We start from the raw sequence: 15,602 nt of genomic DNA on the forward strand, positions 1-15,602 counted from the left end.
ACAGCACGCGTAGGATTGATCGATCAGGAGGTGAGTAGATGGCGGAACCGCAGACGTCATCGCAGGGCTCGAGTCTGCGACGGCTGGTTCCCCGCATCTTCTCCCGCGCGTCGAGGATCAACGATCTCGACAACCTGATCCGCACGGTCCGCGCGAATCACCCGAAGGGTGATTTCTCTGTCATCGAACGGGCCTACGCCGTCGCGAAGGAGAAGCACGAGGGGCAGAAGCGGCAGAGCGGCGAGCCGTACATCACGCATCCGCTCGCCGTCGCGCAGATCCTCGCGGAGCTCGGACTCGGCCCACGGGCGATCGCGGCCGCACTGCTGCACGACACCGTCGAGGACACGGGCTATGCCCTGACGGACCTCACCGCCGAGTTCGGCGACGAGGTGGCGATGCTCGTCGACGGCGTCACCAAGCTCGACAAGGTCAAGTACGGCGAGAGCGCCCAAGCCGAGACCGTGCGCAAGATGATCGTGGCGATGTCGAAGGACATCCGGGTGCTGCTGATCAAGCTCGCCGACCGCCTCCACAACGCGCGGACCTGGGGCTTCGTCCCGCCCGAGAAAGCGGCGAAGAAGGCCAAGGAGACTCTGGAGATCTATGCTCCGCTGGCGAATCGTCTCGGTATCCAGGCGATCAAGTCGGAGCTCGAGGATCTCTCCTTCGCGGTGCTGCATCCCAAGATCTACAACGAGATCCACAGTCTCATCGCCCAGCGCACTCCGCAGCGCGAGAAGTACCTCAACCAGGTCGTCGAGGAGATCGACGAGGATCTGCGCGACCTCCGCATCCGCGGCAAGGTCGTCGGGCGTCCGAAGCAGCTCTACTCGGTGTACCAGAAGATGGTCATCCGCGGGCGTGAGTTCGACGACATCTACGACCTGATCGGCATCCGCGTCCTGGTCGCCTCCGTGCGCGACTGCTACGCGGTGCTGGGCGCCATCCACGCGCGCTGGACCCCGTTGCCCGGCCGCTTCAAGGACTACATCGCGACGCCGAAGTTCAACCTCTACCAGTCGCTGCACACCACCGTCATCGGCCCCGCCGGCCGCACCGTCGAGATCCAGATCCGCACCCACGAGATGCACCAGCAGGCCGAGTACGGTGTAGCGGCGCATTGGATGTACAAGGAGCGGATGAACGGCGGTGGCAAGACCGAGGTCCGTGCCTCCGACACCGACATGGCGTGGCTCGCGCACATCTCCGACTGGCAGGCGGAGACCGCCGATCCGGGCGAGTTCCTCGAATCGCTCCGGTTCGAGATCGGCGCGAAGGAGGTCTACGTCTTCACGCCGAAGGGGCGGGTGATCGGACTCCCCGCCGGCGCCACTCCCGTGGACTTCGCGTATGCCGTGCACACCGAGATCGGGCACCGCACGATGGGCGCGAAGGTCAACGGACGCCTGGTGCCGTTGGAGTCCGAGCTCAAGAGCGGTGACGTCGTCGAGGTCTTCACCTCGAAGAACCCCGATGCCGGTCCCAGCCAGGACTGGCTCGGCTTCGTCGCGAGCACCCGCGCCCGCAACAAGATCCGCGGGTGGTTCACGAAGGAGCGCCGCGAAGAGGCGATCGAGCAGGGCAAGGAGGCCATCGCGCGCGCGATGCGCCGACAGAACCTGCCGTTGCAGCGCCTGATGAGCCATGACTCGTTCACCGAGGTGGCGCGGGGCATGCACTACGAAGACGTCTCGGCGCTCTACGCCGCTGTCGGTGAAGGCCACGTGTCCACGCAGTCGGTGCTGGAGAAGGTGACCGCTCTCGTCGCGGCGAACGATCCGACCACCGGTGCCATCGACCTTCCCGGCAGCGTCCAGACCCGGGAGCCGCGATCCGGCGACTCGGGCGTGCTCGTGCGCGGAGCCAACGACATCCTCGTGAAGCTCGCCAAGTGCTGTACCCCGGTCCCCGGGGACCAGATCGTCGGATTCGTGACCCGCGGCAGTGGTGTCTCCGTGCACAGGGCGGACTGCGTGAACGTGAAGGCCCTCGGTGCGGAGCAGGACCGCTTCGTCGAGGTGTCGTGGGCGCCCACCACCAAGAGCGTGTTCCGGGTGCAGATCCAGGTCGAGGCGCTCGACCGCTCCGGGTTGCTCTCCGACGTCACCCGCGTGCTGAGCGAGCACCACGTCAACATCCTGTCGGCGACGGTCACGACGACCGACGAGCGTCTGGCACTGAGCCGGTTCGTGTTCGAGATGGGCGATGCGGTGCACCTCGACCGTGTGCTCAACGCCGTACGCAGGATCGATGCCGTGTACGACGTCTACCGCGTCACCTCCTCCTGAGGGCGAGTCTCTCGAGCACCGCCGATCCCGCTCTGCTTCCCGGAACGCGGCTCATGCCGCGCAGTACGTCGGCTGCGGCCGCCGGGGCATCGGGGAACACCAGCGCGAGTCGTTCCATCCAGGTCAGCATCCGGGGGTCGCGATGGAGAGCCGTCGCGAGATCGAGCATCGTCCGTTCCGGCCGCGCCACTCGGACTCCGCCGAGCACCTGCACGTCAGACGCCGGCAGCACGGTGTCGTGGAACACGAGGCGTGCGCTGGTGGTCGCGCGGATCCGTCTCTCGACGCAGCGTCGCACATGGTGCACGACGGGCGGGGTGTCACCGGCGCCGTGGATCCAGGCAGCAGTCGGACCCGCGGCTGCGGTTCCCGGTTGCACGAGGGACCCGACTGCGCCTGCCCTGACATCCGGCCCTTCGATGAGGTCAGCCGGGACGTAGACCTCGCCGACCTCGACCACATGGCCGTCGATCCGCGCGGCGCTGAGTTCGGACAGGCTCAGCCGATCGCCGGGGACATACAGGAAGACGGGGTGCATCACGTCAGTCTGACGTAGTGCACCCCGTCTCTTCAGCAGTGCTGAGCCACCTGTGGAGAACGGGTCAGCTCCCGAGGGCGCTGAGCCACGCGCGGCGTGCCTCGAGGGCATCCGTTGCCGCCTTGGCCGCCTTCTTGTCGCCCGACTTCTCTGCCGCGGCGACTTCGGCCTCGAGCTTCTCGATGGCCTCGAGCAGCTGCGAGCTCATGTCGTTCGCGCGAGCCTTGGTCTCGGGGTTGTTCTTCTTCCAGTCCACGTCTTCGCGGCCCTTGAGCCCCTGTTCGATGGCGCGGAGCTTGTCGTCGAGCGCACGTTCCTTCTCCCGAGGGAAGATGCGACCGATCTCGTCCCACTGCCGCTGGATGCGGGTGAGGAGAGCGCGGGCACGCTTGATGTTCGACTCGTCGGCCACGGCCTTCGCCTCTTCGAGGAGCGCCTCGCGGGCTTCGATCTTCGGGGCGGAATCCGCTTCCTCTGCGGCGGCCTGCTCGGCGCGGGCGGCGTAGAGCGCGTCGCCGGCAGCCTTGAAGCGCGCCCAGAGAGCGTCGTCGGCCTTGCGGCCGGCGCGGCCCGATGCCTTCCACTCGTCGAGCAGGTTCCGGTACGCGGGAATGCCGTCCGTGCCACGCGGGGCGAGTGCCTCGGCACGCTCGACCAGACGGGTCTTCGCGTCGCGGGCGACCTTGTGCGCGTCGTCGAGCTCGGAGTAGAACGCGCGGCGCTGCTTGTCGACGACGGCGCGAGCGTCGCGGAATCGCTTCCAGAGCTGCTGGGAGATGCCCTTCGACAGGCGCGGCCCGTTCTGCTGCTGTGCCTGCCAGGCATCGAACAGTTCGCCGAGCTCGGCCGTGACCTGCTTCCACTGCACCTTGCTAAGGTCGCGGGCGGCGATGGCCTCGGCACGTTCGACGAGGACCGTGCGCTCGGCGATCGCCTTGTCGACGAGCTCCTTGGCGTGCTGTGCCTCCTGCTCGGTCGCCTCGGAGAGGGACGAGGTCAAGGCGTTGAGTCGATCGCGCAGGCCGGCGAGGTCGCCGACGGCAGCGGCATCGGTCGCTTCGTCGATCAGGTGCGAGGCCTGCTTGGCGAGATCGCTCGCCGACGCTCCGCCGGCCTGATGACGCTGTTCGAGAGCGTGCACCTTGAAGGCGATGTCATCGAACTTGCGGACGAAGTAGGCGAGGGCCTCGTCGGGAGTCCCATCGGGGTACTGGCCGACGACGCGCCAGGCCTCGCCCTCCTTGACCTCGACGGTCCCGTCTTCGGATACGCGACCCCATTCCGCTGATGTCGAGGATGCCGCAGGCACCGGGGCGACGGGCGCGACGGCGGCCGGCGTCGGCGCCTTGCGCGGCATCGGTACGGCAGGGGGGCCGGGGACGGGGGGAGTCGGCTTCGTGGGCTCGTTGGCAGACACGTGATTCTCCTTGCGCGGTCGGGCCGCGGGAGGCGGAAAGGACGAGGCTCAGCCTAGTACGCCGGAGCGTCGCGGGTGAGGTCCCAGGACTTCGATGATCGTTACCGTTCTGTGAGGAGAACTTTCGACGCAGGACACATTCTCCGTCATCTCCGGGAAACACGATGCTCCTATCGTCGCGAGCACGACAGTCTTCCGGTCGACAGGAGCAGTATGAAGGACACGACTTCCCCGCCGCACGAGATCCTGGTCGTCGGCGCGGGGATGGCGGCGCACCGTTTCGTGGAGCGCCTGCTTCGCGACCCGGGTGCGGCGGTGCGGGTCACGGTCATCGGCGATGAGGGACATGGCCCGTACGACCGATCCGCTCTCGTGGGTGTCCTCACCGGCCGGGAGGTCGAGGATCTCCAGCTCGACCGAACGGTGTTCCGCGACGACCGTGTGCGGTTGATCCGTGACGACCGCGTGCTCCGCATCGACCGGTCGGCGCGGGTGGTGCGCACACGATCCCGACGCTCCTATTCCTACGACGTGCTCGTGCTGGCCACCGGGTCGTTCGCGGGCCGGGTGGCGGTGTCAGGGGCTCGCCTCCCCGGCTGCTTCGTCCTGCGCACCATCGAGGACGCGGAGTCGGTGCGGGATTTCGTCGATTCGCGATCGCGTGCCCTCGGCCGTCCGCTGCGAGGCGTCGTCATCGGTGGCGGGCAGCACGGAATCGAGACCGCTGCAGCGCTCGACGACGCCGGAATCGGCGCGACGATCGTGCAGTACACGGATCGTCTCCTTCCCTCCCTGCTGGACGAAGCTGCAGCAGACGTCCTGCGCGGCGCCCTCGAAGAACGGGGCATCGCTGTCCGCACTCGAACCAGGACGACGCGGCTCGATCCGGACGACTCGGGAGCCGTCACGGCGCTCGAGTTCCAGGACGGTACCTTCCAACGCGCCGACCTCGTCGTCTTCACCGTCGGCGTGCGACCTCGGGACGAACTCGCGCGCAATGCCGGACTCGACGTGCACCCGCAGGGAGGAGTGATCGTCGACGATCGCTGCACGACATCGGATCCGCGCATCCTCGCGATCGGTGAGGCGGCCTGCGTCGACGGACGCTGCGTCGACGCCGCCGCTTCCGCATATGCCATGGCGGAGGTGGCGGCCGCGCGTCTGCTCGGGGGAGGGGAACGCTTCGGCGGGCACCGACGAGACGTGCACCGCACCATCGCGGGCGTCGATCTCGCGTGCTTCGGCGAGCCGGCGACGCGCGACGCCGATCCCGACGCCGTCGAGGTCGTCACGCATCGCTCGCGAGGCACCGGTGTCTACCGAAAGCTCGTGCTCACCGACGATGCGCAGACGCTCCTCGGCGGAATTCTCATGGGCGATACGAGCGGTCTTGGCGTTCTTCGTCGGCTCGTCGGTGGACCGGCGCGTGGCGAGCTCGCTGCCGAACTGCGCCGGGCAGCGCATCCCGACGACTCCCGTGCGGTCTGCGTGCACATCGGCATGTCGTCGCAGGAGCTCCTGGCAGTGCTCCGCGCGGACGAGGCGTTCACGTTCAGCGCGGTCGGAGCCCGCTTCGGGCGGGACCCGGAGTGCGAGCGCTGCACCCTGGCTGTGGCACGCGCGCTCGCGGAACTGGCGGCGGAGCGCTCTCCGCTCAGCACGCGCGGCGCACAGGAGGGGCTCGATTCGCACACGGGCCCGGTCCGATCGGAGGGGAGCCGAGTGCGGCTGTCGGCGGTGACGGGGACGGAGCTCACGCCGGGGCATCTCGTCGACATCGGGCGTCTTGCGCAGGACCTGGGCCTGACGTTGCGGATCGTCGACTCCCGGATCGAACTGCAGGGCGTCTCCCACGACCAGCAGGCGCGGTTGCGGCATGGCCTCACCGCCGCGGGCCTCGCGTCCTCGCCCCCTCTGCCGGACGGAGCCGACCCGAACTCCGCGTCACCGACGCGGCGCGCACACGGCGCGGTATCGGCGGATCCGAGTTCATCCGAGTCCCCGCATCGCGGTGACGGCACGACGGTCGCGATCGGCTGGAGGGATCGGGGTCGGAGCGCCGATCCGCGGCGGGGCGTCTCCCTTCGCGCCGAGAATCCCGCGTGATGACCGGGCGTTCGGGGGCACGCCCGGTGCTCGCAGGATGCAGGATCATCATCTCGGCCCAGGCGAGGGCGGCAGGAGCATCTGCGGCCGGGAATCGTTCCGCCGGAGCGGATGAACTCGACCGCGCACTCGGCGCCGCGGGCGCGGACGTGATGCGCGTCGTGACATCCCGTCCGGTGACCACCCCGACGGGCGTGCTGCACCGTGCGGTGCATCGCGTGGGGTCCGGGGGCGCCGACGCCGTGATCTTCACCGCGTCGTCCGCGTCATGGATCGACGCGGCGACGAGGAGCGGCGCGCTCGAAGCGCATCGCCGTCGTGCCGAAGCGGGCCGGTTGCTCCTGGTCTCGGATGACGAGCGCGAGGCTCGCCGCCTTCAGGACGCCGGCCTGAACGCACGATACGTCGAGCGGGAGAGACCGACGGGTCTCGTCGGATGCGTCGTCGCACACTACGGAAGCGGTGCAGGATCGGTGCGCACCGATGCCGGAAGCCTCGAGGTGCGCAGCGGGGGCGTCGTGCTGGACGGGCGCTTCCTTCCGCTGTCCCGTGGCGCAGCGGACCTGATCGAGGCCCTGTTCCTCGCCCGCGGACGCGTGCTCTCGCGAAGGGAGCTCGGTCGTGAGCTTCCCGGCGGCGAGCGCAGCGGACGGGCGGTGGAGGTGGCCGTCGCCCGGTTGCGGGAGTCGTTGGGTGGCGTCGACCTGGTCCAGACCGTCGTCAAGCGGGGCTATCGCCTCGCCGTATCGGAGCCGTGAGCCGAGGGCATCGGTGGTAGGGGCGATCAACCGCGTCGGCGGTCACTCCGCCGGTGCGTCCGAGGGGACGGGGGCCGGCGTCTCCGCGGGTGTCTCGGTCGGAGCGGTGGTCGGCTCGACGGAGGGAGTGGGGGTGGGCTCGGGTTCGGGCGCGGTGACCTGGGCGTGCACGACCTGGCTGCCGATCGCTGCGACGACGATGAGGCTGCCGACGACGGCGGCGATCGTGTTGTCACGGACACGGCGGCGGATCTGCCCTTCGTGCCACTGGGTGCGGGCGGTGTGCAGTCGCGCGCGCTCCGCCGATGTGCGCGCCTGTGCGTTCTTGGAACCGCGTGCGGCCATGCCCTGCTCTCCCATCCGAACGCCGCTCCACGACGTCGCCTGAGAGCCTACCCGGATGCGGAGGTTCACCGAAGTGTCGGGGGCCGACGTTAGCCTGGAGGGATGACGTCCCCTGCTGCGCTGCTCTCCGGGCAGACGCCCCTCGCCGTGCGCATGCGTCCGGTGTCCCTCGCGGAGGTCGCGGGCCAGCGTCATCTGCTGCGTGCGGGATCGCCGATCGTCGCACTCGCCGACCCCGAAGCGACAGCCCCCGGGGCCGTGTCGATCATCCTGTGGGGACCGCCGGGAACCGGGAAGACGACTCTCGCTCAGGCCATCGCACGATCGTCCGGTCGGCGATTCGTCGAACTCTCCGCCATCACGGCGGGGGTGAAAGACGTGCGCGAGGTCATGCAGGAAGCCGTCACGCAGCGCGACCTCTACGGGCAGACGACCATCCTCTTCCTCGACGAGATCCACCGCTTCACCAAGGCGCAGCAGGATGCCCTTCTCCCCGGAGTCGAGAACGGCTGGGTGATCCTGATCGCCGCGACGACAGAGAACCCGTCGTTCTCCGTCATCTCACCGCTGCTCTCGCGTTCGCTGCTGTTGACGCTGCAGCCGCTCACCGACGACGACATCGGCCTCCTCGTCGATCGTGCGGTCACCGACTCCCGCGGTCTGAACGCATCCGTCGCTCTCAGCGACGAAGCGAGGTCGGCTCTGGTGCGGCTGGCCTCGGGTGACGCGCGGCGCGCCCTGACCGGGCTGGAGGCCGGCGCCGCGGTCGCACTGTCCCACGCGACGGCCGCGGACGCGGACGACGAGGGGAACGATGCGTCGGCGCCCGGTGCGTCGGTGCCCGGTGCGTCGGTGCCCGAGGTCTCGGCCGATGACATCTCCCAGGCGGTCGACAAGGCCCTGCTGCGTTACGACCGGCAAGGCGACGAGCATTACGACGTCATCAGCGCCTTCATCAAGTCGATCAGAGGGTCCGACCCCGATGCCGCGTTGCACTACCTCGCCCGCATGATCGAGGCAGGGGAGGACCCGCGCTTCATCGCCCGGCGCCTGGTGATCTCGGCATCGGAAGACGTCGGTCTCGCCGACCCGCAGGCCCTGGCCATCGCCGTGGCGGCCGCAGATGCCGTGGCGTTCATCGGCATGCCGGAAGGTCGCATCCCCCTTGCGGAAGCGACCGTCTACCTGGCCACCACCGCCAAATCGAACGCCGCGTACCTCGGGATCGACGCGGCGATCGCCGACATCCGCGCCGGCGGTTTCGGTCGGGTTCCGCTGCATCTCCGCGATGCGCACTACCCGGGCGCCAAACGTCTGGGCCACGGCCGCGGCTACGTCTATTCGCACGATAGCGAGTTCGGCGTCGTGCCCCAGCAGTATCTGCCGGACGAACTCGACGGTCGGCACTACTACGAGCCCAAGAACCTCGGTGCGGAGCGCGACATCGGTGCGCGCCTCGAGCGGATCCGCCGCATCCTCGGGGACCGCTGACCCTGCGGATCCGGCGGGGAAAAGCGATCTGTTAGACTTGAGCGGCTCGAAACCGAGTTTTCGGGCATCTCCTCGTTCACACCACACCTTGCTGGCGCCCCGGCGTGCGCTCCAAGGCAGAACGCGGACGATACGTCCGTGAGTCGTGAAAGACGCGACCACGTCATCGGAAGGAAAACTTCGTGACCACGAAGTCCCAGGACCGCCGCAAGGTGCGTCTCAGCCGCGCCCTCGGCGTCGCTCTCACCCCGAAGGCCGCCCGCTACCTCGAGAAGCGTCCGTACGCTCCGGGTGAGCACGGCCGCACCAAGCGCAAGGCAGACAGCGACTACGCCGTCCGTCTGCGTGAGAAGCAGCGTCTTCGCGAGCAGTACGGCATCCGCGAGAAGCAGATGCGCAACACCTTCAACGAGGCTCGTCGTCAGGACGGCCTGACCGGTGAGAACCTGGTCGAGCTCCTCGAGATGCGTCTCGACGCTCTCGTCGTGCGTTCGGGCTTCGCCCGCACCACCGCACAGGCTCGCCAGCTCGTCGTGCACCGCCACATCCTGGTCGACGGCCAGCTCGTCGACCGCCCGTCGTTCCGCGTGAAGCCGGGGCAGCTCATCCACGTCAAGGCCAAGAGCGAGGGCACCGAGCCCTTCCAGGTGGCGGCAGCCGGCGGTCACGCCGAGGTCCTGCCCCCCGTTCCGGGCTACCTCGAGGTCGAGCTCGACAAGCTCCAGTCGCGTCTGGTTCGTCGTCCGAAGCGCGCCGAGGTCCCCGTGACCTGTGAAGTGCAGCTCGTCGTCGAGTACTACGCGGCTCGCTGATCCAGCGATCGAGCAATCAGGCAGGAGGCGTCGGGATTCCCGACGCCTCCTGTCGTTTCCGCATACGATGGTGACACCGCGCCTTCGCGGGTCAAGGGCAAGGATGACGACATGAAGAACGTGCTGTGGTTCCTGATCGGTGTGATCGGCGGCTTCGTCGCGGCTCACTTCATGAACAAGGACCCGCGCGGTCATGACATCCTCGCCGAGGTCGACGCCCGGATCAACGGGTTCACCGCGATCCTCAGCGACGCCTACCGCGAGCAGGAGGCACGGCTCACGGAGCCGGGCGACAACTGAACCACCGCAGCGGCGCCTCGGCGCGGCATCTTCACGCAAGGACACCCGGAACCTTATGAAAACTGCGGAAATCGCGCAGCGCTATCTCGACTTCTTCGAGAAGAACGACCACCTCATCGTCCCCTCGGCCTCCCTGGTCAGTGACGACCCGTCCCTGCTGTTCACGGTCGCCGGAATGGTGCCGATGATCCCGTACCTCACAGGTGTCGTCCCTGCTCCGCACTCGCGTATCGCCGACGTGCAGAAGTGCATCCGCACGAACGACATCGAAGAGGTCGGCCGCACTGCCCGTCATGGCACGTTCTTCCAGATGCTCGGCAACTGGTCGTTCGGCGACTACTTCAAGGAAGGCGCGATCCGCTATGCCTGGGAGCTGTTGACGAGCTCCGAGTCCGACGGCGGTCTCGGCTTCGACGAGAAGGACCTGTGGGTCACCGTCTACGAGACCGACGACGAGGCCGAGGCGATCTGGCGCGACATCATCGGGCTCAAGCCGGAGCGCATCCAGCGCCTGGGCCGGGCGGACAACTACTGGAACACCGGCCAGCCCGGACCGGGTGGTCCCGACTCGGAGATCTTCTTCGATCGCGGTCCCGCCTACGGCAAGGACGGCGGCCCGGCTGTCGACGACTCGCGGTTCCTGGAGATCTGGAACCTCGTGTTCATGCAGGACTTCATCGAGAACATCCGCAGCAAGACGGAGTTCGACATCGTCGGCGAGCTGCCGATGAAGAACATCGACACCGGCATGGGCCTCGAACGCGTCGCCTTCCTCAAGCAGGGTGTCGACAACATGTACGAGTCCGATCAGGTGCGGCCGGTGCTGGACCGTGCGGTCGAGCTCTCCGGACGGCCCTACGGCGCGCAGCACGAGGACGACGTGCGGTTCCGTGTCGTCGCGGACCACGTGCGCTCCTCGCTCATGCTCCTCTCCGACGGCGTGCGTCCGTCCAACGAGGGACGCGGGTACATCCTGCGCCGTCTGATGCGTCGCACGGTCCGCTCGATGCGCCTGCTCGGTGTCGACGAGCCGGTGTTCCCCGAGCTGTTTGCCGCATCCCGCGATGTGATGAAGACCACCTATCCGGAACTCGAGAGGGACTGGTCTGTGCTCTCGGCATCGGCGTTCGCCGAGGAGGAGACCTTCCGTCGCACCCTCGTCGCCGGGTCGACGATCCTCGACCTGGCTCTGGACGAGACCAGGAAGGGCGGCGGGAAGACCCTGAGCGGTCCCGAGGCCTTCCTGCTGCACGACACCTACGGCTTCCCGATCGACCTCACGCTCGAGGTCGCCGAGGAAGCAGGACTCGACGTCGATCGTGCCGCTTTCGACAGCCTCATGCAGGAGCAGCGCCAGCGCGCGAAGGACGACGCCCGCAACCGCAAGCGTCAGCTCGCCGACGTGTCCGTCTATCGCGATCTGCGCGCGCTGGGAGAGACCGGATTCGACGGCTACACCGCGCTCGAGGTCGAATCCCGTGTGCTCGGTCTGCTCGTCGACGGTGTCCCCGTGCGCAGCGCCGCCGAGGGCCAGATCGCCGAGGTCGTGCTCGCCGAGACGACGCTCTACGCGGAGTCGGGTGGACAGGTGGCCGACAAGGGCACGATCGTGGGCCCGGGATACACGCTCGAGGTGCTCGATGTGCAGAAGCCGGTCCCCGGTCTGATCAGTCACACCGTCGAGGTCACGCGCGGCAGCGTCGCCGTCGACGACATCGCGACCACGGTGGTGGACGCGGCGAACCGTCGTGCCGCCCGCCAGGCGCACTCGGCCACCCACCTCGTGCATGCCGCGCTCCGCGACACGCTCGGTCCGACCGCGACGCAGGCGGGCTCGTTGAACCGTGCCGGCTACATGCGCTTCGACTTCGCCTGGTCGCAGGCGCTCTCGACGGATACGCGGAGCGAGATCGAGGAGATCACGAACCGTGCAGTGCAGGACGCCCTGGAGGTGACGACGCGCATCGTCTCCCTCGACGAGGCGAAGGAAGCCGGAGCCATGGCTCTGTTCGGCGAGAAGTACGGCGACGTCGTGCGAATGGTCGACATCGGCGGCCCCTGGTCGCGCGAACTCTGTGCCGGCACGCACGTCAGCACGAGTGCCGAGATCGGTCTGGTGAGCCTGGTCGGAGAGTCCTCCGTCGGAGCATCCAATCGTCGCATCGAGGCTCTCGTCGGTGCCGATGCCTTCCGGGAGCTCGCTGCGGAGCGGGCGATCGTCTCGCAGCTGACCAGTTCCCTGAAGACGCCGCGCGAACAGCTTCCGGAACGGATCGCCGACCTCGCCGCGAGTCTGAAGGCGGCGGAGAAGCGCATCGCGCAGTTCGAGGCCAAGGAGAGGGCGGGTCAGGTTCCCGCCATCGTCGAGGCCGCGACCCGCGCTGGAGCGTTCCGCCTGGCTGCCCAGAACCTGGGCGAGGTGGCGTCCGCGGACGATGTGCGCGATCTCGTGAACGGCGTGCGCGATCGGCTCGGTTCCGATGCCGCGGTCGTGGCATTGGGAGCTGTGGTCAACGGTCGTCCGGTCGTGGTCGTCGCCACCAACGATGCCGCTCGGTCTGCGGGCGCGAAGGCCGGCGCGTTGGCGAAACGCGCTGCCGGTGTGCTCGGCGGCGGCGGCGGCGGTCGTGACGACGTCGCGCAGGGCGGTGGCGCGGATGCCGCGGCTCTTCCCGCGGCGCTCGAGGCCATCTCACAGGAGCTGCACGCCGCGTGAGCGGGTTCCGCCGCGGCGTGCGGCTCGGCATCGACGTCGGCAGGGCGAGGGTCGGTGTCGCGCGCTGCGATCCCGATGGCATGCTCGCCGTCCCGGTCGAGACGGTCCCTCGGGACGACGCATCGATCGACCGCCTCGTGCAGATCGCAGGGGAGTACGACCCGTTGGAGTTCGTGGTCGGCCTCCCGGTGAACATGCAGGGTGCCGACACGCCGTCGACCACGGATGCGCGAGAGTTCGCCGCTGCGCTTCAGGTGCGCAGCGGGATCCCCGTGCGCCTCGTGGACGAGCGCCTCAGCACCGTGAGCGCGCACGCCGCTTTGCGCAGTTCCGGGAGATCTCAGAAGAACTCTCGTAGCATTGTGGATCAGGTCGCCGCCGTGGTGCTTCTGCAGCAGGCGATCGACATGGAGAAGAGCACCGGAAACCCGGCCGGCGCCACCATCTCGCCTGACGAGGAGCACGCCTGACGATGTCTGAACGTGACAGCGCCACCCCCCGGCACGATCCTGATTCCCGCCTGGGGGATCTGTTCGAGAATCTGCCGGACCCGACGCAGCAGATCCCGACCGTCGACAACAGTGCTCCGGCGCCCGGTTCGCGCCGCGCCGCCCGAGAGGCAGCCGCCGGAGAGGGAACCGCGACTCCGGTGGGAGGCACGGCCCGCACGCCGGCCGAGCCGTCCCCTGTGCCGGTACGTGGGTCCGCGGACGATGCCGTCACCGCGGATGCGGCGCCGTCGCCGACGCCCGTTCGCGCTTCGGCCGACGCCGCAGAGACTCCCACGCGTGCTCTCCCGCAGGCGGTGCCCGCGGCGGGTACCGGTCGCACCTCGGCAGCGGCCGAAACGCCCGAACCGGTGATCGGCGGCGGGCTCGACGATCTGTTCGCCCCGCACGACGACCATGTTCCCGCGGCGCCGAAGAAGAAGCGCCGCAAGGGCTGCCTGATCGCGCTGATCATCGTGCTCGCCGTGCTCGGCGGCATCGCGGCGGGTGGCGCCTGGGCCTGGAACACCTACGGTGACAAGATCAGCGATGCCATGGGCTGGGGCGAGTCGAAGGACTGGGAGCCCGGTCTCGCGAACGGCGAAGCCCTCGTCACGATCAAGCAGGGCGACACCGGGGGGCCGGTGTCGACGGCGCTCTATACGGCCGGCGTCACGAAGACCGAGGACGTGTTCTACGACTACATCGTCGAAGAGAACCTCGCGGTCACGTTCTATCCGGGCGTCTACCGCCTGCAGAAGAAGATGACGGCAGAGGCCGCCCTCGCCGCGCTCAAGGACGACGCGAACAAGATGGCGAATGCCGTCTCGGTCTCCGAGGGAGGCACGATCGTCTCCTCGTTGCCCGGCATGGCCGAGACTCTCGGGCTTCCGCTCGCCGACTTCGAGGCTGCGGTCCAGGACCCCTCGGCCTACGGCGTGGACGCGCCGAGCCTGGAGGGCTGGCTGTTCCCCGCAGTGTACGAATTCGATCCCGGGGTCACCGCACCTCAGGTGATCCAGCGGATGGTCGACCGCACCAGAGAGTCGCTCGACGCGGCAGGTGTGCCGGCGGCCGATGCCGAACGGATCCTGACGATCGCCTCGATCATCCAGCGCGAGGGCCGTCTCGACGACTTCGCGAAGGTGTCCCGCGTCATTCAGAACCGCCTCGACATCGACATGAAGCTGCAGATGGATTCGACCGCCCAGTACGGCTACGGGTCGCTGCACGAAGGCGTCGTGTCGAGCTCGAAGGAAGCGCTCGAGGACGACAACGAGTGGAACACCTACGTGCGCACCGGCCTGCCGGCGACACCGATCGCCAGCCCGAGCGACGCGGCCATCAAGGCGGCGATGCAGCCTGCTGACGGCCCGTGGTTGTACTTCGTCACGATCAACCTCGCCACGGGGGAGACGCAGTTCTCCGAGACCATGGCGGAGCACGAGCAGGGAATCGAGAAGTGGCGTGAGTGGTGCCGTGCGAACCCCGACGGCGGCTGCTGAGACGGTGACGCGCTCACGGTTGGCGGTCTGGGGCGATCCGATCGCGCACTCCAAGTCCCCGGAGCTGCATGCGGCCGCCTACCGTGTGCTCGGCCTGGACTGGGAGTACGGACGGCGTCGGGTCTCGGCGGAGGGATTCGCCTCGGCGATCGCCGAACTGGACGACACCTGGCGTGGTCTCTCCCTCACGATGCCGTTGAAGGAAGAGGCGTTCCGCGCGGCGGCGACACGGGATCGTCACGCGCAGCTCACGGGCGCCGTCAACACGCTCCTCCTGGGAGACGAGCCGGCCGGGTTCAACACCGATGTCGGAGGGATCGTCGATGCCCTCGCCGAGGCGCACATCGCCGAGGTCGAACGGGTCCGGATACTCGGGGCCGGGGCCACCGCGGCATCGGCTCTCGTCGCCGCAGCCGAGATCGGGGCCGCGCGCGTCGACGTGCGTGCTCGGCGCGCTGCTCCCGCGGCGGCGCTGGTGGATCTCGGGGAGCGGCTCGGCCTCATCGTGGAAGTACGCGCGTTCGATGCGCCTGCTCCGGCCGTCGAGCTGACCGTGGCCACCCTGCCCAGCGGCACGGCTCTCCCCGCGGAGATCGCCTCGGTGCTGTCGTCGAGTGGCGGCTCGCTCTTCGACGCCGCTTACGCCCCGTGGCCGTCAGCTCTCGCGATGACCTGGAGCGAGGGCCCGGCCATCTCCGGACTCGGCATGCTGCTGCATCAGGCCGTGCGCCAGATCCGCATCTTCCGGCACGGCGATCCGACGATGGAGCTCCGCGACGAGGCTGCGGTGATCACCGCGATGCGCGCCGCGCTCTGAACCGAACCGCTCGCTCGA

At 68.6% G+C, this 15,602-nt stretch carries 13 protein-coding genes; 10 read left to right on the forward strand and 3 right to left on the reverse strand.

Annotated features, from left to right (window positions below; genetic code table 11):
- Window positions 1-38: 38 nt before the first annotated feature.
- On the forward strand, window positions 39-2,291 hold the full coding sequence (locus MicroSTF_RS02195; protein ID WP_029259269.1) for a RelA/SpoT family protein: 2,253 nt from the start codon (window positions 39-41) through the stop codon (window positions 2,289-2,291).
- Here the strand turns inward: MicroSTF_RS02195 and MicroSTF_RS02200 are convergent.
- Both MicroSTF_RS02200 and MicroSTF_RS02205 read right to left on the reverse strand, forming a co-directional pair.
- Entirely contained in the window at window positions 2,278-2,829 is a 552-nt protein-coding gene (locus tag MicroSTF_RS02200; RefSeq protein WP_167254070.1) for a type IV toxin-antitoxin system AbiEi family antitoxin, read from the reverse strand. The genes MicroSTF_RS02195 and MicroSTF_RS02200 overlap by 14 nt on opposite strands.
- A gap of 64 nt (window positions 2,830-2,893) precedes the next feature.
- Window positions 2,894-4,246: a DUF349 domain-containing protein gene (locus tag MicroSTF_RS02205; RefSeq protein ID WP_021200632.1), complete on the reverse strand. Its 1,353-nt coding sequence runs from the start codon at window positions 4,244-4,246 to the stop codon at window positions 2,894-2,896.
- 213 nt (window positions 4,247-4,459) lie between these two features.
- On the opposite strand from MicroSTF_RS02205, the gene MicroSTF_RS02210 reads away from it, so the two are divergent.
- Together MicroSTF_RS02210 and MicroSTF_RS02215 are read left to right on the forward strand one after the other, a co-directional pair.
- Window positions 4,460-6,352, forward strand: a complete 1,893-nt coding sequence (locus MicroSTF_RS02210) for an NAD(P)/FAD-dependent oxidoreductase (protein ID WP_322953284.1) — start codon at window positions 4,460-4,462, stop codon at window positions 6,350-6,352.
- The gene (locus tag MicroSTF_RS02215) at window positions 6,352-7,110 is read left to right on the forward strand and encodes a winged helix-turn-helix domain-containing protein (RefSeq protein WP_297553832.1); all 759 of its coding nucleotides are present in this window, start codon (window positions 6,352-6,354) and stop codon (window positions 7,108-7,110) included. The genes MicroSTF_RS02210 and MicroSTF_RS02215 overlap by 1 nt, the downstream gene beginning before the upstream one ends.
- 42 nt (window positions 7,111-7,152) lie before the next feature.
- Here MicroSTF_RS02215 and MicroSTF_RS02220 read toward each other — a convergent pair whose 3' ends face one another.
- Complete coding sequence (locus MicroSTF_RS02220; protein ID WP_029259264.1) at window positions 7,153-7,455, reverse strand: hypothetical protein; 303 nt, start codon at window positions 7,453-7,455, stop codon at window positions 7,153-7,155.
- Between the two features lie 102 nt (window positions 7,456-7,557).
- Between MicroSTF_RS02220 and MicroSTF_RS02225 the strand changes: the two genes are divergently transcribed.
- From MicroSTF_RS02225 to MicroSTF_RS02255, 7 genes are all read left to right on the forward strand, one after another.
- A complete protein-coding gene (locus tag MicroSTF_RS02225; RefSeq protein ID WP_322953288.1) occupies window positions 7,558-8,946 on the forward strand; it encodes a replication-associated recombination protein A in 1,389 nt (462 codons plus the stop codon).
- A 182-nt stretch (window positions 8,947-9,128) separates the two neighbouring features.
- Entirely contained in the window at window positions 9,129-9,758 is a 630-nt protein-coding gene (rpsD, locus tag MicroSTF_RS02230; protein WP_017830546.1) for a 30S ribosomal protein S4, read from the forward strand.
- Between the two features lie 111 nt (window positions 9,759-9,869).
- Entirely contained in the window at window positions 9,870-10,058 is a 189-nt protein-coding gene (locus MicroSTF_RS02235; RefSeq protein ID WP_021200628.1) for a hypothetical protein, read from the forward strand.
- 55 nt (window positions 10,059-10,113) lie between these two features.
- Window positions 10,114-12,774, forward strand: coding sequence for an alanine--tRNA ligase (alaS, locus tag MicroSTF_RS02240; RefSeq protein ID WP_322953293.1), 2,661 nt, complete (start codon window positions 10,114-10,116; stop codon window positions 12,772-12,774).
- Complete coding sequence (gene ruvX / locus MicroSTF_RS02245; protein ID WP_021200626.1) at window positions 12,771-13,244, forward strand: Holliday junction resolvase RuvX; 474 nt, start codon at window positions 12,771-12,773, stop codon at window positions 13,242-13,244. Before alaS ends, ruvX begins: the two co-directional genes overlap by 4 nt.
- Before the next feature lie 2 nt (window positions 13,245-13,246).
- Window positions 13,247-14,767, forward strand: coding sequence for an endolytic transglycosylase MltG (gene mltG / locus MicroSTF_RS02250; RefSeq protein ID WP_322953295.1), 1,521 nt, complete (start codon window positions 13,247-13,249; stop codon window positions 14,765-14,767).
- Window positions 14,742-15,584 carry a shikimate dehydrogenase gene (locus MicroSTF_RS02255; RefSeq protein WP_322953297.1) on the forward strand — a complete coding sequence of 281 codons (843 nt, stop codon included), beginning with the start codon at window positions 14,742-14,744 and terminating at the stop codon, window positions 15,582-15,584. The genes mltG and MicroSTF_RS02255 overlap by 26 nt, the downstream gene beginning before the upstream one ends.
- Window positions 15,585-15,602: the final 18 nt, after the last annotated feature.

This window comes from Microbacterium sp. STF-2 (assembly GCF_034650155.1).
Lineage (GTDB): Bacteria > Actinomycetota > Actinomycetes > Actinomycetales > Microbacteriaceae > Microbacterium > Microbacterium maritypicum_A.